The sequence below is a fragment of the Pseudomonas sp. WC2 genome (assembly GCF_050586545.1).
GTDB lineage: Bacteria > Pseudomonadota > Gammaproteobacteria > Pseudomonadales > Pseudomonadaceae > Aquipseudomonas.
Genome location: NZ_JBOBDR010000011.1, coordinates 67,440 through 88,372, shown reverse-complemented (window position 1 = coordinate 88,372; position 20,933 = coordinate 67,440). Strand labels below are relative to the sequence as shown.

21 protein-coding genes are annotated in these 20,933 nt (G+C 59.7%); all 21 read right to left on the bottom strand.

Going from position 1 to position 20,933, the window contains the following annotated elements; all coding sequences use genetic code 11:
- Positions 1–162: 162 nt before the first annotated feature.
- The 21 genes from ACQ4OE_RS15235 to ACQ4OE_RS15135 all read right to left on the bottom strand — a co-directional run bounded on the left by ACQ4OE_RS15235 (position 163) and on the right by ACQ4OE_RS15135 (position 20,848).
- On the bottom strand, positions 163–1,527 hold the full coding sequence (locus ACQ4OE_RS15235) for a flagellar hook-length control protein FliK (RefSeq protein WP_430947110.1): 1,365 nt from the start codon (positions 1,525–1,527) through the stop codon (positions 163–165).
- 104 nt (positions 1,528–1,631) lie between these two features.
- Positions 1,632–1,979 (bottom strand): Hpt domain-containing protein, encoded by a 348-nt coding sequence (locus tag ACQ4OE_RS15230; protein WP_430947109.1) that lies wholly within the window; start codon positions 1,977–1,979, stop codon positions 1,632–1,634.
- A gap of 31 nt (positions 1,980–2,010) precedes the next feature.
- Positions 2,011–3,714: an ATP-binding SpoIIE family protein phosphatase gene (locus ACQ4OE_RS15225; RefSeq protein ID WP_430947108.1), complete on the bottom strand. Its 1,704-nt coding sequence runs from the start codon at positions 3,712–3,714 to the stop codon at positions 2,011–2,013.
- A 5-nt stretch (positions 3,715–3,719) separates the two neighbouring features.
- A complete protein-coding gene (locus tag ACQ4OE_RS15220) occupies positions 3,720–4,025 on the bottom strand; it encodes an STAS domain-containing protein (RefSeq protein WP_430947107.1) in 306 nt (101 codons plus the stop codon).
- A 101-nt stretch (positions 4,026–4,126) separates the two neighbouring features.
- On the bottom strand, positions 4,127–4,579 hold the full coding sequence (fliJ, locus tag ACQ4OE_RS15215) for a flagellar export protein FliJ (RefSeq protein ID WP_122593398.1): 453 nt from the start codon (positions 4,577–4,579) through the stop codon (positions 4,127–4,129).
- Positions 4,580–4,585: 6 nt separating this feature from the next.
- A complete protein-coding gene (gene fliI, locus ACQ4OE_RS15210; protein ID WP_122593396.1) occupies positions 4,586–5,944 on the bottom strand; it encodes a flagellar protein export ATPase FliI in 1,359 nt (452 codons plus the stop codon).
- Positions 5,934–6,740, bottom strand: a complete 807-nt coding sequence (fliH, locus tag ACQ4OE_RS15205; RefSeq protein WP_122593394.1) for a flagellar assembly protein FliH — start codon at positions 6,738–6,740, stop codon at positions 5,934–5,936. Before fliH ends, fliI begins: the two co-directional genes overlap by 11 nt.
- Positions 6,741–6,744: 4 nt before the next feature.
- On the bottom strand, positions 6,745–7,764 hold the full coding sequence (fliG, locus tag ACQ4OE_RS15200) for a flagellar motor switch protein FliG (RefSeq protein ID WP_039761172.1): 1,020 nt from the start codon (positions 7,762–7,764) through the stop codon (positions 6,745–6,747).
- Positions 7,757–9,544, bottom strand: coding sequence for a flagellar basal-body MS-ring/collar protein FliF (gene fliF / locus ACQ4OE_RS15195; protein ID WP_122593392.1), 1,788 nt, complete (start codon positions 9,542–9,544; stop codon positions 7,757–7,759). The genes fliG and fliF overlap by 8 nt, the downstream gene beginning before the upstream one ends.
- 15 nt (positions 9,545–9,559) lie before the next feature.
- Positions 9,560–9,889 (bottom strand): flagellar hook-basal body complex protein FliE, encoded by a 330-nt coding sequence (fliE, locus tag ACQ4OE_RS15190; RefSeq protein ID WP_007920044.1) that lies wholly within the window; start codon positions 9,887–9,889, stop codon positions 9,560–9,562.
- A 127-nt stretch (positions 9,890–10,016) separates the two neighbouring features.
- Positions 10,017–11,408, bottom strand: coding sequence for a sigma-54-dependent transcriptional regulator (locus ACQ4OE_RS15185; protein WP_122593390.1), 1,392 nt, complete (start codon positions 11,406–11,408; stop codon positions 10,017–10,019).
- A 5-nt stretch (positions 11,409–11,413) separates the two neighbouring features.
- On the bottom strand, positions 11,414–12,622 hold the full coding sequence (locus ACQ4OE_RS15180; RefSeq protein ID WP_430947106.1) for a sensor histidine kinase: 1,209 nt from the start codon (positions 12,620–12,622) through the stop codon (positions 11,414–11,416).
- Between the two features lie 110 nt (positions 12,623–12,732).
- The gene (locus ACQ4OE_RS15175) at positions 12,733–14,208 is read right to left on the bottom strand and encodes a sigma-54 dependent transcriptional regulator (protein WP_064119539.1); all 1,476 of its coding nucleotides are present in this window, start codon (positions 14,206–14,208) and stop codon (positions 12,733–12,735) included.
- A gap of 172 nt (positions 14,209–14,380) precedes the next feature.
- Positions 14,381–14,677, bottom strand: coding sequence for a flagellar protein FliT (gene fliT, locus ACQ4OE_RS15170; protein WP_122593386.1), 297 nt, complete (start codon positions 14,675–14,677; stop codon positions 14,381–14,383).
- 11 nt (positions 14,678–14,688) lie between these two features.
- Positions 14,689–15,084 carry a flagellar export chaperone FliS gene (fliS, locus tag ACQ4OE_RS15165; RefSeq protein WP_430947105.1) on the bottom strand — a complete coding sequence of 132 codons (396 nt, stop codon included), beginning with the start codon at positions 15,082–15,084 and terminating at the stop codon, positions 14,689–14,691.
- Between the two features lie 129 nt (positions 15,085–15,213).
- Positions 15,214–16,674, bottom strand: a complete 1,461-nt coding sequence (gene fliD, locus ACQ4OE_RS15160) for a flagellar filament capping protein FliD (protein ID WP_430947104.1) — start codon at positions 16,672–16,674, stop codon at positions 15,214–15,216.
- An 82-nt stretch (positions 16,675–16,756) separates the two neighbouring features.
- Complete coding sequence (locus tag ACQ4OE_RS15155) at positions 16,757–17,113, bottom strand: flagellar protein FlaG (protein WP_122593380.1); 357 nt, start codon at positions 17,111–17,113, stop codon at positions 16,757–16,759.
- Positions 17,114–17,186: 73 nt separating this feature from the next.
- Positions 17,187–18,038, bottom strand: a complete 852-nt coding sequence (locus ACQ4OE_RS15150; protein ID WP_122593378.1) for a flagellin domain-containing protein — start codon at positions 18,036–18,038, stop codon at positions 17,187–17,189.
- Positions 18,039–18,281: 243 nt separating this feature from the next.
- Positions 18,282–18,548, bottom strand: a complete 267-nt coding sequence (locus tag ACQ4OE_RS15145) for a hypothetical protein (protein ID WP_430947103.1) — start codon at positions 18,546–18,548, stop codon at positions 18,282–18,284.
- Positions 18,545–19,834 (bottom strand): motility associated factor glycosyltransferase family protein, encoded by a 1,290-nt coding sequence (locus ACQ4OE_RS15140; RefSeq protein WP_430947102.1) that lies wholly within the window; start codon positions 19,832–19,834, stop codon positions 18,545–18,547. Before ACQ4OE_RS15140 ends, ACQ4OE_RS15145 begins: the two co-directional genes overlap by 4 nt.
- Before the next feature lie 87 nt (positions 19,835–19,921).
- Positions 19,922–20,848, bottom strand: coding sequence for a ketoacyl-ACP synthase III (locus ACQ4OE_RS15135; protein WP_064119546.1), 927 nt, complete (start codon positions 20,846–20,848; stop codon positions 19,922–19,924).
- Positions 20,849–20,933 lie beyond the last annotated feature (85 nt).

The window sequence follows — 20,933 nt, the reverse complement described above, 5'->3', positions numbered from 1 at the left end:
AAGTGTTATGCCAGAAGTGTCGGAGGATTGATCTGCAGAGCACCACAAAACAAATGTGGGAGCGAGCCTGCTCGCGAAAGCGATGTAACAGTCGACATAAATGTTGAGTGTTAAACCGTATCCGCGAGCAGGCTCGCTCCCACAAGGGTAATCAGCGTTATATCAGGCGTAGTAGTCGACAGCGCTGCTGCCAATTACGCTGGTGGTTTGAGCAGCCACTTCAGCAATGGCGGCTGGCGCCAGTTCTTCATCCGCCGCATCGAGGCGACCGCCGGCGGCGCTGGTGCGACCACTCTGGCCCTGCTGCGCCTGCTCTTGGCCTTGCTGACCCTGCCAGCCACGGTTCTGGTCGGAGACGTTGACGTCAACCTGGCCCATGCCCTGCTGGTTGAACATTTCCCGCAGACGATGCATCTGGCCGTCCAGCGCTTCACGCACGCTCGGGTGCGCGCTCATGAACGTCACTTGGGTCTGTTGATCCGGGACCATATTCACGCGGATGTCGAGACGACCCAATTCGGCCGGCTGCAGCTGAATGTCCGCCGCCTTGAGATTGGCGCTCGACAAATACATGACGCGGTTGACCACTTCCTCTGTCCAGCCGCTCTGATGCATGGCGATCGGCTGGTTCACCGGCACCGCGTTCGCAGTCTTTGGCGTAGCAGCCTGAGTCAGCGCCGCCAGACGGTTGGCGAAGTCATCGACGCGGGTATCGCTGGTCGCAGATTTCAGGTCTTTGAGGCCGTCATCGAGCAAGCCGCTGAAGGCTTTATCGCCGCCCTGGCTGGTGCTGTCCTTGTCGGCTTGCACGTCGAGCATGCTGGCCATGCCGGCAGCGAAATTCTGCGCCGCCGTCAGCTCACCGTCGGCCTGCGCCTGAGCCGGTGAGGCTTTGGGTTGGGCCTGGCTGGCAGCGGATATGTGGCCGCCCTGCTCCATCGCCATGCGCACCGCTGGCAGTGAGTCGAGTGGATCCGCCGTCGGATCGAAATCGCTGTCGGTGGCAGGCGCCGGGTCCTTGACCATGCTCGGCAATGCTGCGAGTGCAGGGGTTTCAGCTTCAGGCTGGGCGGTGGCAACCGGGGTCGGCACCACTGGCGGCGTAACCACTGGCTGCACCGCGACGACCAATGCCGGATCAAGCGTCGGATCAACCGGCGCAGCATCAACCACTGGCGGCTGGGCAGTGTCGGCGGTGTCGTCGCTGCTGGCAGTGGCGTCATCGGTCGTCGCGGTTTTATCGGCAGGCAAGTCGTTGCCGCTATCGGCAACCGCCGGTTGGGCAGCGGCATTGGAATCTTTGCCGATGTCCTTTTTGCCGCTGTTGTCAGCGACCTTGTCGCGTGGCGACTTGGTCGTGTTGTCAGCGGTTGCGGAAGGCTTGATCGATCCCTGATCGGCGAACACTTTCGCGAAGCTTGAGGCTTTATCCCCAGTGTCTACGGCCATCGCCGACGTTTTGGCAGACGCAGCTTGCGCCTTGGCCTGAGCGGCATTTTGAAGAAGGATGTTGGGGGTCGCAGGCATGAAACAGTCTCCGCTGCACTGGGATCGTAGGTACAGTTGCGGAGATAGCTGCAAGGGCCGGGCCAGTTTCGTCCGACGCTCGAGAAAAGCGCCGGACGGCGGGATCAGTGGGTGGTTGCGTGCTGTCGCTCGTCTTCGTAAACAGGGCGCACATCGGCAAATTCGCCGCTGATCTCGGCAACCAGTTTGACGATTTCCGCCGGACTTTTGTCTTTCGCTTCCGACTCAAGTTCGTGGCACAGCTCAGCCAGGCGGATGGCGCCCATATTGCTGGCGCTACCCTTGAAGCTATGCGCTACTTCGGATAACACCTTGGCATCGGCAGTTCTCTGCAACTCGCGCAAGCGCTGTTCGGAATCGCTGAGGAAGGTGTCCAGCAAATCCGGATAGCCCTCCTCCATCACATCGCGCAAGGTGTCGAGCACGTCGCGATCTACATGTTGGTCTGTCACTTGTTCACTCCTTGATCAAGAATTGCGCAGATTATGCCTGAACCTCCCAGAAAAACTCCACGCGGGCACTACGACCTTCGTCCGACCAACTGGCATTGCGCCCCAATTGCCGGACCAGACTGACACCGCGACCTGACAGACGGACATTCTCCAGTGGCCGCTCCATCACCCGCGCGACGTCAAATCCCTTGCCGCTGTCCTCCACGCGAATCACCAGAATACCGCCCTCGCCTTGCGGCCGGACTTGCAGATGCACGCGCACGAATCCGTCCTGCAATGCTTCAAGCCGCTCATTGCGCTGCTGGTAGTAAAGGGCGAATCCCGCTGCATCGCGCTTGAGACTGGAATCCAGACCGAGCACGCCGTGCTCGAGCGCGTTGGAGTACAACTCGGCGAGCACGCTGTACAACGCACCACTTTGCCCGCGCAATCCATGGACCTCGAGCAGCAACTGCAACAGGTAAAGCAACGGGTTGAAGCGCTTGAGCGTGGCACCGCGAAACTCGAAACTCACCGACCAGTCCAGTGGACACGACTGACCGCTGTCGGAATACACCGGTGCCGACGCATTGACCTGCGCCCCCTCGAACAGGCTGACCTCGACCATGCTCACATCGTCGCGGGCCTCGCCGCGAAAATCCCGCAAGGCCTGCTCGATATCCTCGAACAAGCGATCGGGCTCACGGTTGGCGGCAAAAACCTGCTGCAAGCGCTCGACGCCGAACAGCTGATCATTGGCATCGCTGGTGTCGATCACCCCGTCGGACAACAGGAACACTCGATCGCCTGCGGCCATCTTGTGCACTTCAGTGCCGTCGTCGAACGCCTGCGGACTGAGCACACCCAGCGGCAAATGACGCGCGGCCAACGGCACACGCTCGCCCGTAGCGATCCGGTGCAAATAGCCGTCCGGCATGCCGCCGTTCCACACCTCGACCGAACGCCGCTGGAAACTCAGACACAGCAGCGTCGCGCAGCAGAACATGTCCACCGGCAGGATGCGTTTGAGTTTGGCGTTCATCTCGCGCAGGGTTTCCGCCAGGCCATAGCCCTTGGCGGTCATGCCGTAGAACACCTCAGCCAGCGGCATCGCGCCGACCGCTGCCGGTAGGCCATGCCCGGTGAAGTCACCAAGCAGAATGTGCATGTCGCCCGCCGGGGTATACGCCGCCAGCAACAAGTCGCCGTTGAACAGCGCATAAGGCGATTGCAGGTAACGAATGTTCGGCGCACTGAGGCAACCGGAGTGCGCAACCTTGTCGAACACCGCTTTGGCGACGCGCTGTTCGTTGAGCAGATAATCGTGGTGTTTGGCGATCAGGTCGCGCTGCTGCAGCACGGTCGCCTGCAAACGGCGCAAGCGATCCATCGCCTTGATTTTGGCGGCGAGGATCACTTGGTTGTAGGGCTTCGCCAGAAAGTCGTCGCCCCCCGCTTCCAGACAGCGAACCAGCGCTTCGCTTTCGGTGAGCGAGGTCAGGAAGATGATCGGCACCAGCGTTTCGCCCGCCAGCGCCTTGATCTGCCGGGCCGCCTCGAAGCCGTCCATCACCGGCATCATCGCGTCCATCAGGACCAGATCGGGTCGCTGCTGGCGAAACAGCTCAACTGCCTCAGCGCCATTGGCCGCGGTCAGGACTTCATGACCCTGACGGCGGACAATGGTCGAAAGCAGCAAGCGGTCAGCGGCGCTGTCTTCGGCGATCAGAATGGTCAGCGGCTCTTGCGCCTGCATGGCGGTCAACTGATGTCGAAGAGTTTGTCGAAGTTGGAGATGGCGAGGATCTTGCGCACGTCGGAGTTGCTGTTGACCACCCGCACATCCGACTCATCACCACCGGCGTGATCGCGCAGCAGAAGCAGCATGCCCAGCGCGGAGCTGTCGAGGTAGGTCGCCTCTCTCAGATCGACCACGATGGATTCCGGTCGTTTGTCGACTCGCTCGTAAGCCTCGCGAAATTCCTGATGGCGGCCGAAATCAAAGCGACCCTTGACTGAAATGGTCAGTTTTCCCTCTGGCGAGAGATCTGTTTCAACTGCTGACATTGACTGGCTTCCTTGTCGTTGACGAACGTGTACAAGGTTTAGCACTTGGTAGACCCGTGGGCAAGGTGCAACACAGGAACAAAATGTGGGAGCGGTGCGATTTAGAAGGGATTCTGCCGCGGCAAGCGCTGCGACAGTTCGTCGAGCAATTTCTGCTCGCGTTTGTCTTCGAGGCGTTGCGCCTCTTCGCGATAACGCTGCACCAGTTTGCGTAAACCTTCGACCTTGGCGAACGCCTGTTGCCACTCCTCGCGGGCCTTGTCGAGTTTGTTCTGATGCCAGTTGAGGCTCTGTCGCTGCTGATCGACGGCGGTGTCGAGTTGCGCCAGAAAACCCTGGAAACCCAGCAACCATTGCCCGGTCACGCCGGTCGCGCCGCGCACGATCCATTGTTCGGAGTAATCCAGTCGAAAGGCATTGAGGTCGGCGAGTTTGCTTTCAGCGACTTTCACCTGGCCCTGAAAATAACCCAGGCGTTGCACGGCGGCTTTCTCGGCCTGTTCGGCCATGTCCACCACCGGCGCCAGACGCGCGGCTCGGCTGACGGCTGCCATGACCGGTTAGCCGCCCGCCGCTGGGGCGAACAGGGTTTCCAGGTACGCCTGGCTTTCGCCCATGTTGATACTGTCGTTGAGGCCCTGACGCTGATACCTGACCAATTGCGGCTGCAGGGAAATCGCCAGGTCGGTTTCGCGGTCACCACCGGCCACGTAGGCACCGACGCTGATGAGGTCGCGGCTCTGCTGATAGCGCGACCACAGCTGCTTGAAATACTGCGCGCGCTGCATGTGCTCCGGCGACACCACGGCCGGCATCACCCGACTGATCGACGCTTCGATGTCGATGGCCGGGTAATGCCCTTCTTCGGCGAGACGCCGGGACAGCACGATATGGCCGTCGAGCACGCCTCGCGCCGAGTCGGCAATCGGATCCTGCTGGTCATCGCCCTCGGACAACACGGTATAAAACGCGGTAATCGAACCCCCGCCCTTCTCCGCATTACCGGCGCGTTCCACCAGTTTCGGCAGCTTGGCGAATACCGATGGCGGATAACCCTTGGTCGCCGGCGGCTCGCCGATGGCCAAGGCGATTTCCCGCTGGGCTTGAGCGAAACGGGTCAGCGAATCCATCAGCAACAGGACGTTCTTGCCCTTGTCGCGGAAATATTCGGCGATGCGCGTGCAGTACATCGCGGCGCGCAGACGCATCAGCGGCGCATCGTCCGCAGGGGATGCGACGACCACGGAACGCTTGAGGCCTTCTTCACCGAGGCTGTGCTCGATGAATTCCTTAACTTCTCGACCCCGCTCACCGATCAGGCCGACGACAATAATGTCGGCCTCGGTGAAGCGCGTCATCATGCCCAGCAATACCGATTTACCGACACCGGTACCGGCGAACAGACCCAGCCGCTGGCCGCGACCGACCGTCAGCAAACCGTTGATGCAACGGATGCCCACGTCGAGCGGCACGCTGATCGGGTCACGGTTGAGCGGGTTGATCGTCGGGCCGTCCATCGGCACCCAGTCTTCGGCCTTCATGCCGCCCTTGCCGTCCAGCGCACGACCGGCGCCATCGAGCACGCGACCGAGCATGCTCATGCCCATCGGCAGGCGCCCGGTGTCGGCGAGTGGCACCACGCGGGCGCCCGGGGCGATGCCGGCGACACTGCCGACCGGCATCAGAAAGACTTTGCCACCGGAAAAACCCATGACTTCCGCTTCCACCTGCGAGGGGTGATAGCTGTCGTCATTGATCACCAGGCAGCGGGTGCCCATGGCGGCGCGCAGGCCTTCGGCTTCGAGGGTGAGGCCGACCATGCGCAGCAGGCGACCTTCAAGAATCGGCGCGCCGGCAATCTCGACCGCCTCGGCGTAGCTGCCCAGGCGTTTGGCGAAACTGGTGCGTTCAAGGCGCATCGGGGTCGTCCGCGAGCGGCTCTTCAGGCGTGGCCGCCGGTTTTACGTCTTCGGGGATATCCAGGGTCAGATCCGCTTCAGCCGGGTGCAAGGCTTGTTCGTGCAACTGATCGAACAACTTCGCCATGACCTGCGCCACGCGGGTTTCAATGCTGGCGTCGATGCGGCTGTGCTCGGTTTCAACCCGGCAGCCACCCGGCAACAGCGATTCGTCTTCGACGATGCGCCAGGTTTCCTCGTGACGTTCGCGCAAGGCTTTGGCTTGCTCGAAGTCCTGCGGATTGACGTACAGACGCACGTTGTCGACGCCCAGCGGCAACAGCTTGAGCGCATCGCGCATGACGTGTTCGATCTGGCTGGAATCGATGGCCAGCTCGCGCTTGATCACCTGTTTGGTGATGTGTTGCACGAGGTCGACCAGCGACTTTTCGATCTGCGTGTCTTGCTCGGCGATGGGCTCGAACAGGTTCACCATCAGTTGCTCAAGGCTGGCGAGTTTGGCGCTCAGCGCGACCTCGGCTTCCTGACGGACCTTGAGCGTGGCGCTGTGAAAACCTTCTTTTTCGCCGATGCCGAAACCCTCGTTGTAAGCCTCCTGACGGATGCTTTCGAGTTCTTCCAGGGTCAGTGGCTGGACTTCTTCCAGCGGCACTTCTTCCATTTCCGGCGGTTCGGGCTCCGGCTCAGGCTCGGGTTCCGGCTTGGGCGGGTCGAAGCTGGGCATGGCCCAGGATTCGAAACCACGGACATCGCGGGCGCGGATCAGATCCGTCACATCGTCGTCGTGCTTGTCCATGGGCTTAGATCATTTCCTCGCCACCCTTGCCACCGAGCACGATCTCGCCGGCCTCGGCCATACGACGGGCAATGGTGAGGATTTCTTTCTGCGCGGTTTCGACGTCGCTGACGCGCACCGGGCCTTTGGCCTCGAGGTCGTCGCGCAACAGCTCGGCAGCACGTTTGGACATGTTCTTGAAGATCTTCTCTTTGACGCCTTCGTCCGAACCCTTGAGGGCCAGCACCAGCACATCGGAAGACACTTCGCGCAACAGTGCCTGGATGCCACGGTCGTCGACATCGGCGAGGTTGTTGAACACGAACATGAGGTCTTCGATCTGACCGGACAGGTCTTCGTCGACTTCGCGGATCGAGTCCATGAGCTGGCCTTCGATCGAGCTGTCGAGGAAGTTCATGATGTCCGCCGCGCGCTTGATGCCACCCAGGGTGGTGCGCGAGGCATTCGAGTTGCCGGAGAACTGCTTCTCGAGAATCTGGTTCAGCTCTTTCAATGCCGCTGGCTGCACGGTGTTCAACGACGACACGCGCAGGATGATGTCCAGACGCACTTTGTGGTCGAAGTTGCCGAGCACTTCACCGGCCTGATCCGGGTCGAGGTAGGCAACCACGATCGCTTGAATTTGCGGGTGCTCGTAGCGGATCACGTCGGCAACGGCGCGCGGCTCCATCCATTTCAGGCTGTCGAGGCCACTGGTGTTGCCACCGAGCAGGATGCGGTCGATCAGGCCGTTGGCCTTGTCTTCACCCAGTGCCTGGGTGAGCATTTTGCGCACGTAGTCGTCGGAACCGACGCCCAGGCTGGTCTGGTCGCCGACGATGTCGACGAACTCGCTCATGACCTGCTCGACCTGCTCGCGATGGACGTTGCCCATCTGCGCCATGGCCACGCCGACGCGCTGAACCTCTTTCGGGCCCATGTGGCGCAACACTTGTGCAGCATCGGTCGAACCCAGGGACAGCAGCAGAATCGCGGCTTTGTCGACCTTGGTCAGTTTGACGGCTGCGGCTCGGTTATCACTCATCTGCGTTAATCCACTCTTTCACGACCTGAGCCACACGACCCGGATCCTCGGCCACAAGGCTCTTGATTGCATTCAGTTGCGCGTCATAACCCTCGCTAGGGCTCGGCAACAGAATGCTCTGCGGACCACCGAGGCTCACGCGGTCGTTGGAAAGTTCGCCGTCCAGGCCGCCCATCCCGCCGAGTTCCACGTCGCTGCCAAGACCGGCCAGCTCCTTGCCTTTGCCGCCGCCGGTGATGTTGTTGAGCACCGGACGCAGCACACCAAACACCAGCACCAGGATGAACAACACACCCAGCACTTGTTTGACGATGTCCCAGAACCATGGCTGGGAGTAGAACGGAATATCGGCAATCACTTCACCGCGCTCGGCGGAGAACGGCATGTTGATCACGCTGACACTGTCGCCACGGCTGGCGTCGAAACCGACGGCGTCCTGCACCAGACGAGTGAAGCGCGCCAATTCGTCGGCGCTCCACGGCGCGCGGGTGGTTTCACCGTTAGCCGCGTTGACCTTGACCTGATCGTCGACCACAACCGACACCGACAGACGATTCAGGCGACCCTGCTGCTGCTTGGTGTGGCTGATCGAACGGTCGAGCTCGAAGTTCTTGGTGGATTGTTGACGCTTGTCTGCCGGGTATGGCGCGAGCATTGGCTGGCCGGTGGCCGGGTCCATGATCTGCTGGCCGTTGGCGTCAACCAATGGCTGACCTGGCTGTACCATGCTGGCCGGGGCTGCGGCACCGCCGGTGGTTTGCGGCGCAGAGGCCGGCGCCGGTGGCTGGTTGCTCAGGGCACCCGGCACACCTTGCGGGCCATTGCTGGCGGTGCGTTGTTCGTTGACCGACTGCTCGCTGCGCAACGCCGGTTGATCCGGGTTGAACTGCTCGGCAGTGGATTCGACGGCACTGAAATCGACATCGGCGGAAACTTCAGCCTTGTAGCGATCGTTGCCCAGCACCGGTTGCAGGATGTTGTGCACGCGCTGCGTGAGCATGCTTTCCATGCGGCGGCTGTAATCGAACTGCTTGCCGGCCATGGTCATTTCGGAATTTTCCGCCTGATCAGAAAGCAGGTTGCCCTTCTGGTCGACGACGGTGATCTGCGATTTGCTCAACTCGGGAACGGAGGTCGCGACCAGGTTGATGATCGCAACAACCTGACCCGGCTCCAGCGAACGGCCGCTGTACAGCTCAACCAGCACCGAAGCGCTCGGCTTGCGCTCGTCACGGACGAACACCGAACTCTTGGGAATCGCCAGGTGCACACGGGCGCCCTTGACGTTGTTCAGGCTGGAAATGGTGCGCGCCAGTTCACCTTCGAGGCCGCGACGATAACGGGTCGCTTCCATGAACTGGCTGGTGCCCAGACCCTGTTCCTTGTCGAGGATTTCAAAACCGATGTTGCCATCGCTGGGAGTGACACCAGCGGCCGCGAGCTTGAGGCGCGCGCGCGACAGATCATCGGCCTTGACCAGCAAGGCGCCAGAATTCGGTTCAACGGTGTAAGGGATGTCGGCGGAGGCCAGGGTGTCCATGACCTGCTTGGCGTCCATGCCGGCAAGGCTGCCGTACAACGGACGGTAATCCGGCTGCTGCGACCACAGCACCACGGCAAAGCCAATCGCCACGCTCGCAGCCAGGCCGACCAACAGGCCCACCTGACGCAGCACGGTCATCTCGGAGAGGTTTTCCAGGAAGGACAGACCGAACAGCGGCGGTTTGCCGTCTATCGGGGTGGCCTTGGCCGGAACGTTATCGGCGACTGCTTCTGCCATGACTCAATCTCGTCCTTATACCGGCATCTGCATGATGTCTTGATAAGCCTGAACCAGTTTGTTGCGCACCTGGGTCAGAGCCTGGAACGACACGCTGGCTTTTTGCGAAGCGATCATCACGTCGGTCAGATCGACACCGCTTTTGCCGACTTCAAAGGCGTTGGCCAGTTGAGTCGACGCAGTCTGGGTATCGCTGACTTTGTTGATCGCCTGACCGAGCATGTCGGAAAAGCTGCTGCCTCCCAGTTCAGGGACAGCGGTAGTCGATTTCGGCGCAGACATGGCATCCAGCTTCATAGCCTTCATGTCTGTCATCAACCGATTAAATTCAATACCTTGGCTCATGGTCTACTCTCTTGGGCGGCCCGCAATTTTTTGACACTCACTCGGCGGGTACACAGGTATTAGCAACAAGGGTGCCAGCTCATGAGCACCCCTTCAGAAAAGCGTCTTCAATGCAGGTTGCCAGCGATCAAGTGGCGAACAGATAACCTTCGACGTCCATCCCCGCATCGCGCATTTGCGCCAGTTTGTAGCGCAGGGTTCGCGGACTGATTCCGAGCTTTTCCGCCGCTTCTTTGCGTCGGCCGCGCTCGGTGCGCAGGGTGTCGATGATCATCTGAAACTCCCGGCGGCGCAGGTCATCGCCCAGTGCGCCAGCGGAATCCGCATCGATTTCCACTTCACGAATCACCGCGAGTGCTGGCGTAACGACCGGCAACGCGGCGAACGTCACAGAACCGGCGAGACAGAAATCCTGCGGCTGAATCAAACCGCCCTGCTGCAAAATCAGTGCGCGCTGAATCGCGTTATCCAGCTCGCGCACATTGCCTGGCCACGGGTAAGCGGTCAGACATGCTTGCGCCTCAGGCGAAAGTTTCGCGGCGGCATGCTTCATTTTATTGACGTGTTTGGCCAGCAGCCTTTCGGCCAGCGGCAGGATATCGGCAGTGCGCTCGCGAAGTGGACGCCAGGCCAGGGGAAAAACCGACAGACGGTAAAAAAGATCTTCACGGAATCGCCCTGCTGCCACTTCACCCGCCAGATCACGGTTGGTGGTCGCAACCACACGGATGTCGAGGCTGATCGGTTTGCGCGCTCCGACGCGCTCGACTTCACGCTCTTGCAACACGCGCAGCAGCTTGGCTTGCAGACCCAGGGGCATTTCGGAAATTTCGTCGAGCAGAAGGGTGCCGCCGTCAGCCTGTTCGAACTTGCCGGCTTGCGCGGCGATGGCGCCAGTGAAAGACCCCTTCTCATGGCCGAACAGCGTCGCTTCGAGCATGTTGTCCGGTATCGCCGCACAGTTGATCGCAATGAACGGTTGCTTGGCGCGATGGGATTGCTGGTGAATGTAGCGCGCCAGCACTTCTTTACCGGTACCGGACTCGCCAGAGATCAAAACGGTGGAATCGCTGCGTGCGACGCGCGCGGCCAACTCAAGCAGTTGGGCGCTTGCCGGCTCTACCGCAATCGGACCTTCGCTTTCGCTTGCGCCGATATTTCCCAGCGCATGGCGCGCGACCAGATCCAGCAAGGCTTTAGGCTCGAAGGGTTTGACCAGATAATCCGCCGCGCCCTGACGCATCGCATCGACCGCGCGCTCGACAGCGCCATGGGCGGTCATCAGCAACACCGGCAATTGCGGCTGACGGGCACGCAACAAGGCGAGCAGTTGATGACCATCCATGCCGGGCATGTTGACGTCGCTGACCACCAGGCTGAACGCTTCGCGCGTGACCGCCGTCAACGCGTCTTCAGCGCAACCGACTGCATGATAATCATGCCCGGCCAGCAACAGCGTGTCGGCCAGCGCTTCGCGCAACGAGCGGTCATCCTCGACCAGCAAAACCTTGATGCCCATGTCGTTCACTCAGCTCCCTGTACAGCGGAAAACAGCGGCAGGACGACCTGCGCGCACGTGCCGCGCCCGACCCGCGAACGCAGCTGCAATTCTCCCTGATGCGCCCGTGCCACCGCTTTGACCACGGTCAGGCCCAGGCCAGTGCCAGTCACTTTGGTGGTGAAAAACGGCTCGCCGAGACGCGCGAGCACCGCAGGCTCGATGCCGCTGCCACTGTCGCTGACACTGATGCGCAAGGCGTTGTCGCGGGTGTAGCAATGGACTTTCAGGCGCACATCAGCGGCGCTGGCCTGAATGGCGTTTTCGATCAGATTCAGCAGTGCACCGACCAACGTATCGCGGTTGCACAGCAATTCGCCGGCATGGCTGTCGCACTGCCAGCGAATGGGCAGATCCTGCACATGGGTCAGCGCTGCAGCTTGCAGCGCCTGCATCAAGGCATTGGGGGTGAGGCGATCGGTCAGCGGCAATTCACCGCGAGCGAAGACCAGCATGTCGCGCACTTGGTGCTCGAGTTCGTGCAGACGCTCTTTCAGGCGCCCGGCGAAACGCTGTTGCGTGGCGACGGGCAATTCCTGCTCAGTCAAATGACTGGCGTACAGCAAGGCGGCGGACAGCGGCGTGCGGATCTGATGGGCCAGCGAGGCGACCATGCGCCCCAGCGATGACAGCCGTTCATGGCGCGCCAGTTGATCTTGCAGATGACGGGTTTCTGTCAGGTCGTTGAGCAGCACCAATTGCCCCGGCTCGGCGTCCAGCGAGCGGGTGGCAATCGACAAGCGTCGACCATTTTTCAGGGAGATTTCATGACCGTCGTCTTCACGCGGAGCGAAGCAGCGCGCGATGACTTGGCGCCACAGTTCACCTTCCAGGGGCAGACCCAGCAGCTCAATGGCGGCCGGATTGGCTTCGCGTACGATGCCGTGGCCGTCGATGACAATGACGCCACCGGGCAACAGACTCAGGAGGTTTTGCAGACGGTTGGCCAGGCGTTCTTTTTCCGCCAGTTCCTGCATGCGCTGAGCGCTGACCACTGCCAGTTCGCCCTTGAGCTCGGTGACCCGCGCTTCAAGCATGCTGTAGGAATCAGTCAGCTGGCTGGACATCTGGTTGAACAGCTCGAATGCCTGTTCAAGACCCTGTCGGCTGGCCTGCTCTACGGAGGACGGCTGCCCCTCGGGACTGGAGGCAGATGACATCTGGGCTTGGGGCATTGTGCTTTCTCGCTTGGCTGACCGTCAGTTAAACGGAACGTTGCGAGGGCTGTAGCAATACCCGTGCCTAAAAAAAACCGCTTATAAATGAAGCGGTTGAAAAACAGGCGTCAATCATCCGCCTGTTCATCACCGTCGCGACGGCTCATGCCGTACTTGCGCATCTTCTCCACCAGCGTGGTGCGACGAATGCGCAGACGTTCGGCGGCACGCGCGACGATGCCATTGGCGTCGTCCAGCGCCTGCTGAATCAGGCCCTGCTCGAGACCACCGAGGTAGTCCTTCAGGTCCAGACCTTCCGGCGGCAGCATGGCGTTGGCGCTGAAGTCTGGCGTATGCCCGTTGATGGCCACGCGCTCTTCCAGATCGCTGCGCAGGCTGTCGACCATTTGCTCGTCTTCGTCGTCGACGTAGCGGAATTTCTTCGGCAACTCGACCACGCCGATCACCCCGTACGGGTGCATGATCGCCATGCGCTCGACCAGGTTGGCCAGCTCGCGGACGTTGCCCGGCCAGCCGTGGCGGCACAGCGACATGATCGCGGCGGAGTTGAAGCGGATCGAACCGCGCTTCTCGTGCTCCATGCGCGAGATCAGTTCGTTCATCAGCAACGGGATGTCTTCGACGCGCTCACGCAGCGGCGCCATCTCGATCGGGAACACGTTCAGGCGATAGTAGAGGTCTTCGCGGAAGGTGCCGATCTCGATCATGCTTTCGAGATTCTTGTGGGTCGCGGCGATGATGCGCACGTCGACGCTCTGGGTCTTATTGCTGCCCACGCGTTCGAAGGTGCGTTCCTGCAAGACGCGCAGCAGCTTGACCTGCATCGGCAGTGGCATGTCGCCGATTTCGTCGAGAAACAGCGTCCCGCCGTTGGCCAGTTCGAAACGGCCGGCACGGCTGGTGATCGCGCCGGTGAAAGCGCCCTTCTCGTGGCCAAACAATTCGCTTTCGAGCAGCTCTGCCGGGATCGCCCCGCAGTTCACCGGAACGAACGGCGCGTCGCGGCGCTTGGAATGGTAATGCAGGTTACGCGCAACCACTTCCTTGCCGGTGCCGGATTCGCCGAGGATCAACACGCTGGCGTCGGTGTCGGCCACCTGCTGCATCATCTGGCGCACGTGCTGGATCGCCCGGCTGGTGCCGACGAGGCTACGGAACAGATTGGGTTCGCGATGACGACCGCGCTCGCGGGCCTGGTCGTACATCTCGCGATAGACCTGAGCACGGTGCAGGGAATCAAGCAGCTTGCTGTAGCTGGGCGGCATTTCCAGGGTCGACAGCACGCGGCGGCGCTGGTCTTCAGGCAGGTCGACGGAAGAATTATCGCCCATCAGCAAAACCGGAAGGAACTCATCCCAGGTCGAGAGTGTCTTTAACAAGCCCAAAAGCGCGCCAGGAGCATTAACCGTCCCGATCAGTACGCAAATGACCTCACGACTAGACGACAAAGAGCCGACTGCCTGCTGCCAGTCATGGCTGCCGCAGGGTAAATTTTCTTCGCCGAGAAAATTTAGAATCACCGCCAGGTCGCGGCGGCGAACGCTATCGTCATCGATCAGCAGAATTTTGGTTTCACGCCACATGCAATAGCAACTTCCCTAGTCAACTCAATGCCCGAAATTAGGGGCAAGCGAGACGCTTGCAGGACACCATGTGCCTGTAGACGCCTGAAATCTGAAATCAGCCACTAGTTAAGTCAAAAAACCGTGCACAGTCAAATTTATGGCGCACATGTCTGGATTAACTGCGGGTTAATTAACCAAACAGATGGTAAACCTTTGCAGCCTTTTGCGCTTGGGTGATCTGCGACATCTCGTTGGCTATCGCTTGCCGCTCACCCATGGCCACCTCGAGAAGCTCCTTGTAGACGTGCAGCAGCTCCTCGAGATTGTCGCGCAGCGCGACTTCGTCCAGCGAAGCCTCAGCCATGACGTCTTCCATGCAGGAACGGCAAGCCAGATCCAGCTCGCCAATGGCTTCCCAATTGCGTTCGGCCAGCGCAGTAACCAACGCTTCACGGGTATCGGCGATTCGCTGCAGTACAAGACTCATGGTGCTCTCCTTTAAAACTGCGGACCTGGTGGAGCAATACCGTCCCAGCCTTCCTTTACAGTGCGCAGGAGACCGGCAACTTCGTCGAGAATCTTCGGATCACTTTTGACGTTGGCCTCGGCGAGTCGCTTCATCATGTAGATATAAAGCTGATTGAGCTCACCTACCGAATCGGCACTGTTTTCCAGATCCAGGCCCTCACACAAACCACCAATGATGCCAACGGCTTTGCTGATAGCCGTGCATTTGGCAGCAATATCCTTGCGCTCAATGGCGCCCTTGGCCTCGGCGATTCGCCCCAGACCACCTTCCATCAACATTTGCACCAGACGGTGCGGGCTCGCTTCGGACGTCTGGGCATGCGCGCCGACTTTCTGGTATTGCCGAAGGGCTAACATCGGATTCATGTTCTACCTCATTGCCACAATGACTCGTATAACCAGTGTATCGCCAACGAATCAGAGAACTTTAGATGAAAAGACAAAAACCCGGCACACGCCGATAAAGCGTAGCCGGGTTTTTGTCGTGCCTGCCTGTTACTTCGCGGACTGCTGAGCGTTCAGCGATGTGAAGAACGAGGTGATGCTACTCGCCGTCGCTTTCATCTGCCCTACCAGCAAGTCCATGGCGTTGTATTTTGCAGTCAACGTCTTGGTCAGGTTGGCAACACGCAAGTCCAGCGCCAGTTGCTGCTCGGTCAGGTTTTTGGTGTTCTTGGTCAGAATAGCCATGCGCTGATCAAGCAAACCACTGCCAGTGATGTCACCTGCAGCCGGCTTGAGATACGGGTCCACTGCTTTGCTCATGCGCGCCAACAGACCATTGGTGTCGTCGGTACCGGTGAACAACTGCTGAACCTGCCCGGTCATGCCTGGCTGGGCCATGGTTTTGGTGAACGCGCTGGTATCAAACGTGAGGTTACCGGTGTTGCGATCGGTCATTACACCCAACTGCGACAGCACAGCCAACGGACCGCCAGCCCCCGTATTGGTCAGCTCGGCACGCACGTCGGCAATCAGCGAGCGAGGCATCGCGTCACCGGTGAATGCCGCTTGCACGGTCAACTTGCCATCCGCATCCGGGGTGGCTTTGGACAGCGTATCGATGGTGGTTTTCAAGGTGTTGTAAGCATCGACGAAAGCCTGAATCGATGTTTGCAAACCTTTGGTGTTGGCATCCACGCCAACAACAGTTGGCGTCGCAACGCCACCCGAGACAGGGCTCACCGTGGTCAGGTTCAGGGTCAGGCCACTGATTGCGCCGGTCACCGTGTTGCTCTTGCTGCTAACCTCAAGGCCGTCGATGGAGATTTTGGCGTTTTGCGCAACGCCGTTGACGGCGCCCGCAGCACCGGCCGCAGGACTGCTGCCCAGAGGTTTTGTGCCATCAATCTCCAGCCCGGCAATGCCGCTCACGGTGAGGTCAGAACCTTCGCCGGTCTTGTTCGAACTGATCACCAGGCGCGAAGCACCGGAGGCGTCGGTCACAATGTTGGCGGAGATACCGTTGGCGCCCTGAGCCTTGTTGATGGCGTCACGAGTGGTTTGCAACGTGGCATCGGCAGGGATGTCGACATTGTAATCAGTGCCATTCTGACTGATTTTCAGGGTACCACTCGGAATGGCACTGGCGGCGCCGCCGGCGAAGGAAGCACTGGCGATTTTCGAGCCGGTAGCCAACTGCGTTACAACTACATTGTAACTGCCCGAAACCGCGGAACTGTCGGCGGTGGCGCTCAGGTTGGTATTGCTGGAAGTCGCGGTGAAACCGGCAAATGCAGGATTGGTCTTGCTGCTCAGATTGGTCATCGCCGTCTGGAACGCAGTCAGCGCACTCTTCAACGAACCGATGCCGGAAATTTTCAGCGTGTTGGCTTTGGTCGCGGTGTCGATCTGCGTCTGCTTCGGTGCCTTGTCGGCATCGACCAGTGCAGTGACGATCGCACCGATGTCCAGGCCGGAACCCAGTCCGGAACCCGGTAGAATTGGACTTGCCATGTGCATCTCCCTTCAGATTGTTGCCATTCTTTTGACCGTTACACGCGTCCTGAGAACGGACAAACATTATTCATGCCAGCTATCAGACTTTGGCGTCGAACAACACGTGGCTCGCGTTGGCCAGGCTGTCTGCCAGCTTGAGGGCTTCTGCGGAGGGAATCTGTCGAACGACCTCACCCGTCTCGCTTGCGATCACTTTGACGATAACCTTCCCGGAATGCTCGTCGATGGAGAACTCCAGATTGCGTTTGATCGACTGGACAAACTTTTCGATCTCTTGCACCGCCAGTTTCAACTTGGCGTCGTCCGTTTCCTGACTCTTGGCAGCGACCGGAGCTTCAGTCTTGGCAACTTTAGGCGTTTCTGACGGTTTGTCAGCAACCGGCGTGACTGGCTTGGGAGCCGGATAAGACTGGTTAAGCTTGACGCTCATGTCCATGCTCATCACCTCCTAACGTAAAAAGGCGAGAGAGCACGACCAGCGCACCCTCCCGCCCAAACTTGTTCCGAAATTACTGAAGCAGCTTCAGTACAGCGGAAGGCAGTTGGTTGGCTTGAGCCAGAACCGAAGTGGAAGCTTGCTGCAGAGTTTGCTGCTTGGTCAGGTTAGCAGTTTCAGCGGCGAAGTCGGTGTCTTGTACACGACCCTGTGCAGCGGTGGTGTTCTCAACGATGTTCTGCAGGTTGGAGATGGTGCTGGTCAGACGGTTTTGCGAAGCACCCAGGCTGGCACGGGTATCACCGATCGCAGCGATAGCAGCGTCGATTGCAGTGATAGCGTTGTCGATGTTGCTACCAGCGGTAGCAGCGTCAGTACCGGTCAGAGCCAGAACGCCTTTGTCCACGGACAGGTTGACGGCGTCGAACTTGGAGCTCAGTACCAGGTCGATGTGGTTAGCAGTACCGGTGTTTGCGCCAACTTGCAGAGTCACAGTACCAGCCGAACCGTCCAGCAGGTTTTTGCCGTTCAGGTTGGTGGAAGCAGCGATACGGGTGATTTCGTCCGACATGTCGGCGAATTCTTTGTTGGTCGCTTTCTGGTCAGCAGTGCCGTTGGTGCCGGTACGTGCTTTAACAGCCAGTTCACGCATACGCTGCAGGATGTCGGTAGTAGCTTGCAGAGCGCCTTCAGCGGTCTGAGCAACGGAGATACCGTCGTTAGCGTTCTGGATAGCCTGGTTGCCACCGCGGATTTGCGATTGCATACGGGTGGAGATCTGCAGGCCAGCGGCGTCGTCTTTAGCGCTGTTGATTTTCAGGCCGGAAGACAGGCGCTGCATCGAAGTCGACAGGGCGTCGGAAGCGCGGTTCAGGTTTTTCTGAACGTTCAACGATGTGGTGTTGGTGTTTACTGTTAAAGCCATGACGAATTCCTCGTTGGTTGGGTACTGCGGCTTCCGGCCCTGGCAACCGCCGGGTATGGCCTAGAGAACCTTCGTAATAGTTATCGTCGGGTAATCAGGTTGCTTGAGGGCTTTTTGAAAAAATTTTGCCATCACCCGGCCACCCCCGAGAAAACAAGGGCTTAGCCGCCCCTCACCCACGAAAAAATGACGTCATAAAACCGTCTACGGCAAAAACCTGCGGGCCAGCGCTGCCGCCTGTCTTCAGGCCGGCACGCTTTGCAGCAATTCAACCAACTCGTACTCCATGTAATCAGCCAGTCCCAACCAGTCCTGAAGTTCCTGACAATCAAGCATGTGCGTGAGGATTTGCGCCCATACCTGTTGTGTATCCGCCGGTGCCAACACCAACACCCGCTGTGCGCCCTCGAAGACATCGACCATGCTCAGCGCCGCCTCGACATCACGGCCCAACCGAAACAGGCCGGCGCACTGGCGGCACTCGTGGATGCAGGTCTCGATCGCCGTCATTGCACGAACTCCTGATTGAATTGCGTCCCGGCGATCAACGCGCCTGCCCTGCTGCTATTGAAGAACTGCACGTGCGGGTGTGCGGCGATGTAGCGCTCCAGCACACAGAGATAGCCGCGAAAATTCAGTTGCGTACTGACCCGCTGGCCATTGCCGTCACGCACCCAATGCCGCGCCTGATCCACGCCAGGCCCCAGATCACCGTCGCCCCAGCCCGCGTGGGTCTTGTTCATCGGAAAAGCAAAGTCGGCGCCAAACAGCGTGATGCGTGACGCGCCCATCTTCACCGCCAAGTCCACCGCCGGATGAATCACGCTGCCGCCGACATGCAACAGCGCGCGCGGATGCTGCTCACGCAAGCCGGCATACACCGGGCTGGCCGAGCAACCGCCGTAGCGTTTGCCCTTCCAGGCGCGCAGAACCTCGGGATCACTCATGGGCAGATACACCAGAGCAATGCCATCGGACTCTTCGAAGGGGAGATGCCGGAAGCTGATACGCTGATCGATGGTGACCACCAGATCGGGCTTGATACCGTGTTCAAGCAACGGCCGATACGCGGTGTCAACACAGACGAACAGCGGGCGCTGCGTATGAGCCCGAGCTGCTGCCAGTCGCTCAAAGTGCCCTTCAAGGGTCGGGCCGGTGCCGATCACATAGACTTCGCGATCAGTACAGCTGCCGAACAATTGCGCAACATCGTCATCGCCCAACAGCACTGGCAAGCACTCCTGCAAACGCTGCTGAATGAACGGCGACTGCGCATCGAATTCGCGATTGTTGAAACTCAGATGGACTTCATTGACCAACCGATCACGGATCTTCGCATTGAAGTCATCGGCCAGCAGCATCTCGGCCGGCAGGGCGAAAAACGGCGTGAACATGTCGACGTGATCGCCAGCGTAAAACAACTCGATGCGCGGTTCTTCCAGCCACTGCCGCTGATCGAGCAACTGCAGCACCAGCGCAAACAACGCGCCGTTGAGGATGTGCACGTACAAGCGCTGCAGTCCTTCGCGCTCAAGCAGGACACCGGGCAGATCGCCGAGGCCAGTGCCATAGATGTGTAGTTGCGCGTTGTCGGGCAGGCTGGCCGCCTGAACCTGCGCTTCGTGGAGGCGGTCGTGGCGGCTGGTGAGCTGAATGCCGTTGACGCTCAGCGTCGAGCCCAGCCCCTCAACCAGCTCGGCCTGAATGGCCGCACTGTCTTCAGCCATCAGCCGCTCGAACAGCGCCGGCCAGCGCCGTTGCAACACTTCGGCATTGGCTTGAAAAAACTCGCTCATGGCGCCTCCCGCTCCCGTTCAGGCAAAAAAATAGCGTTCAAGGTTAACCTTGAACGCTTTTTTTGTATCCGCCGTTTTTGCTTCAGCTCAAGGGCGATAGATGATCGCCGAGCCCCACGACAGACCGACACCGAAACCGCTCAGCGCAATACGCTGCCAATCGGAATCGAGTACGTGTTTTTCCAGCAGCAACGGAATGCTCGACGACACGGTGTTACCCGTCTCGACCATGTCCTTGATGAACTTCTCCGGCTCGCCTTCGAAGCGTCGCGCCACAGCATCGACAATCGCCGCGCTGCCTTGGTGAATGCAGAAGGCATCAATGTCATCGGCCTTCAGACCGGAATCGTCGAGCAGTTCGTGCAAGTGCGCCGGGACTTTGAGCAGGGCAAAGTTGAACACCTGACGACCGTTCATGAAGAACACGCCATCGGTGACTTTCAAATGCGGTGCACCGGAGCCGTCAGTGCCGAACTTGGCCTTGCCCAACGCCCAGCTCGGATCTTCGCCCATCCAGGTGGCCGTGGCGGCATCGCCGAACAGCATGGTGGTGTTGCGATCTTCCGGATCAACGATTTTCGAATACGGGTCAGCGGTGATCAGCAGGCCGTTCTTCAGGCCGGCGGCTTCCATGAAACCCTTGATCGCGTAGATGCCGTAAACGTAACCGGAGCAGCCCAGGGAAATATCGAACGCGGCGACGTTGGTCGGCAGGCCGAGTTTGTCCTGCACGATCGCGGCGGTATGTGGCAGGCCCTCTTCGTCACCGTTCTGGGTGACGACGATCAGCGCGTCAATCGATTCACGCTTCAGATCCGGATTGCTGGCAAACAGCGCATTGGCCGCTTCCACGCACAGATCGGAGGTTTCTTGCTCAGCGTCTTTGCGCGGCAGGAATGCCGAGCCAATCTTGCCAAGGATGAATTCTTCATCCTTCTCGAATTTTGCACCTTGTGCGTAATTGTCCACGCCGGCTACAGGAACGTAGCTCGCAATGCTTTTTATGCCAATCATTACGGCTTCCCAATAAAAAACAGCCCAAGACCACCGCTCGCAAGGATTTCGAGGGGCGCCGACAAACAGAAAACGGCCGCCACAA

What these genes read in the sequence shown, in the direction of transcription:
- ACQ4OE_RS15235 (WP_430947110.1), bottom strand. Translation starts at nt 1,527, where the DNA reads ATGCCTGCGACCCCCAACATCCTTCTTCAAAATGCCGCTCAGGCCAAG.
- ACQ4OE_RS15225 (WP_430947108.1), bottom strand. Translation starts at nt 3,714, where the DNA reads ATGCAGGCGCAAGAGCCGCTGACCATTCTGATCGCCGAAGACAGCGCC.
- ACQ4OE_RS15220 (WP_430947107.1), bottom strand. Translation starts at nt 4,025, where the DNA reads ATGTCAGCAGTTGAAACAGATCTCTCGCCAGAGGGAAAACTGACCATT.
- fliJ (WP_122593398.1), bottom strand. Translation starts at nt 4,579, where the DNA reads ATGGCAGCCGTCAGCCGAGCCGCGCGTCTGGCGCCGGTGGTGGACATG.
- fliI (WP_122593396.1), bottom strand. Translation starts at nt 5,944, where the DNA reads ATGCGCCTTGAACGCACCAGTTTCGCCAAACGCCTGGGCAGCTACGCC.
- fliH (WP_122593394.1), bottom strand. Translation starts at nt 6,740, where the DNA reads ATGGACAAGCACGACGACGATGTGACGGATCTGATCCGCGCCCGCGAT.
- fliG (WP_039761172.1), bottom strand. Translation starts at nt 7,764, where the DNA reads ATGAGTGATAACCGAGCCGCAGCCGTCAAACTGACCAAGGTCGACAAA.
- fliF (WP_122593392.1), bottom strand. Translation starts at nt 9,544, where the DNA reads ATGGCAGAAGCAGTCGCCGATAACGTTCCGGCCAAGGCCACCCCGATA.
- fliE (WP_007920044.1), bottom strand. Translation starts at nt 9,889, where the DNA reads ATGAGCCAAGGTATTGAATTTAATCGGTTGATGACAGACATGAAGGCT.
- ACQ4OE_RS15185 (WP_122593390.1), bottom strand. Translation starts at nt 11,408, where the DNA reads ATGGGCATCAAGGTTTTGCTGGTCGAGGATGACCGCTCGTTGCGCGAA.
- ACQ4OE_RS15180 (WP_430947106.1), bottom strand. Translation starts at nt 12,622, where the DNA reads ATGCCCCAAGCCCAGATGTCATCTGCCTCCAGTCCCGAGGGGCAGCCG.
- ACQ4OE_RS15175 (WP_064119539.1), bottom strand. Translation starts at nt 14,208, where the DNA reads ATGTGGCGTGAAACCAAAATTCTGCTGATCGATGACGATAGCGTTCGC.
- fliT (WP_122593386.1), bottom strand. Translation starts at nt 14,677, where the DNA reads ATGAGTCTTGTACTGCAGCGAATCGCCGATACCCGTGAAGCGTTGGTT.
- fliS (WP_430947105.1), bottom strand. Translation starts at nt 15,084, where the DNA reads ATGAATCCGATGTTAGCCCTTCGGCAATACCAGAAAGTCGGCGCGCAT.
- fliD (WP_430947104.1), bottom strand. Translation starts at nt 16,674, where the DNA reads ATGGCAAGTCCAATTCTACCGGGTTCCGGACTGGGTTCCGGCCTGGAC.
- ACQ4OE_RS15155 (WP_122593380.1), bottom strand. Translation starts at nt 17,113, where the DNA reads ATGGACATGAGCGTCAAGCTTAACCAGTCTTATCCGGCTCCCAAGCCA.
- ACQ4OE_RS15150 (WP_122593378.1), bottom strand. Translation starts at nt 18,038, where the DNA reads ATGGCTTTAACAGTAAACACCAACACCACATCGTTGAACGTTCAGAAA.
- ACQ4OE_RS15145 (WP_430947103.1), bottom strand. Translation starts at nt 18,548, where the DNA reads ATGACGGCGATCGAGACCTGCATCCACGAGTGCCGCCAGTGCGCCGGC.
- ACQ4OE_RS15140 (WP_430947102.1), bottom strand. Translation starts at nt 19,834, where the DNA reads ATGAGCGAGTTTTTTCAAGCCAATGCCGAAGTGTTGCAACGGCGCTGG.
- ACQ4OE_RS15135 (WP_064119546.1), bottom strand. Translation starts at nt 20,848, where the DNA reads ATGATTGGCATAAAAAGCATTGCGAGCTACGTTCCTGTAGCCGGCGTG.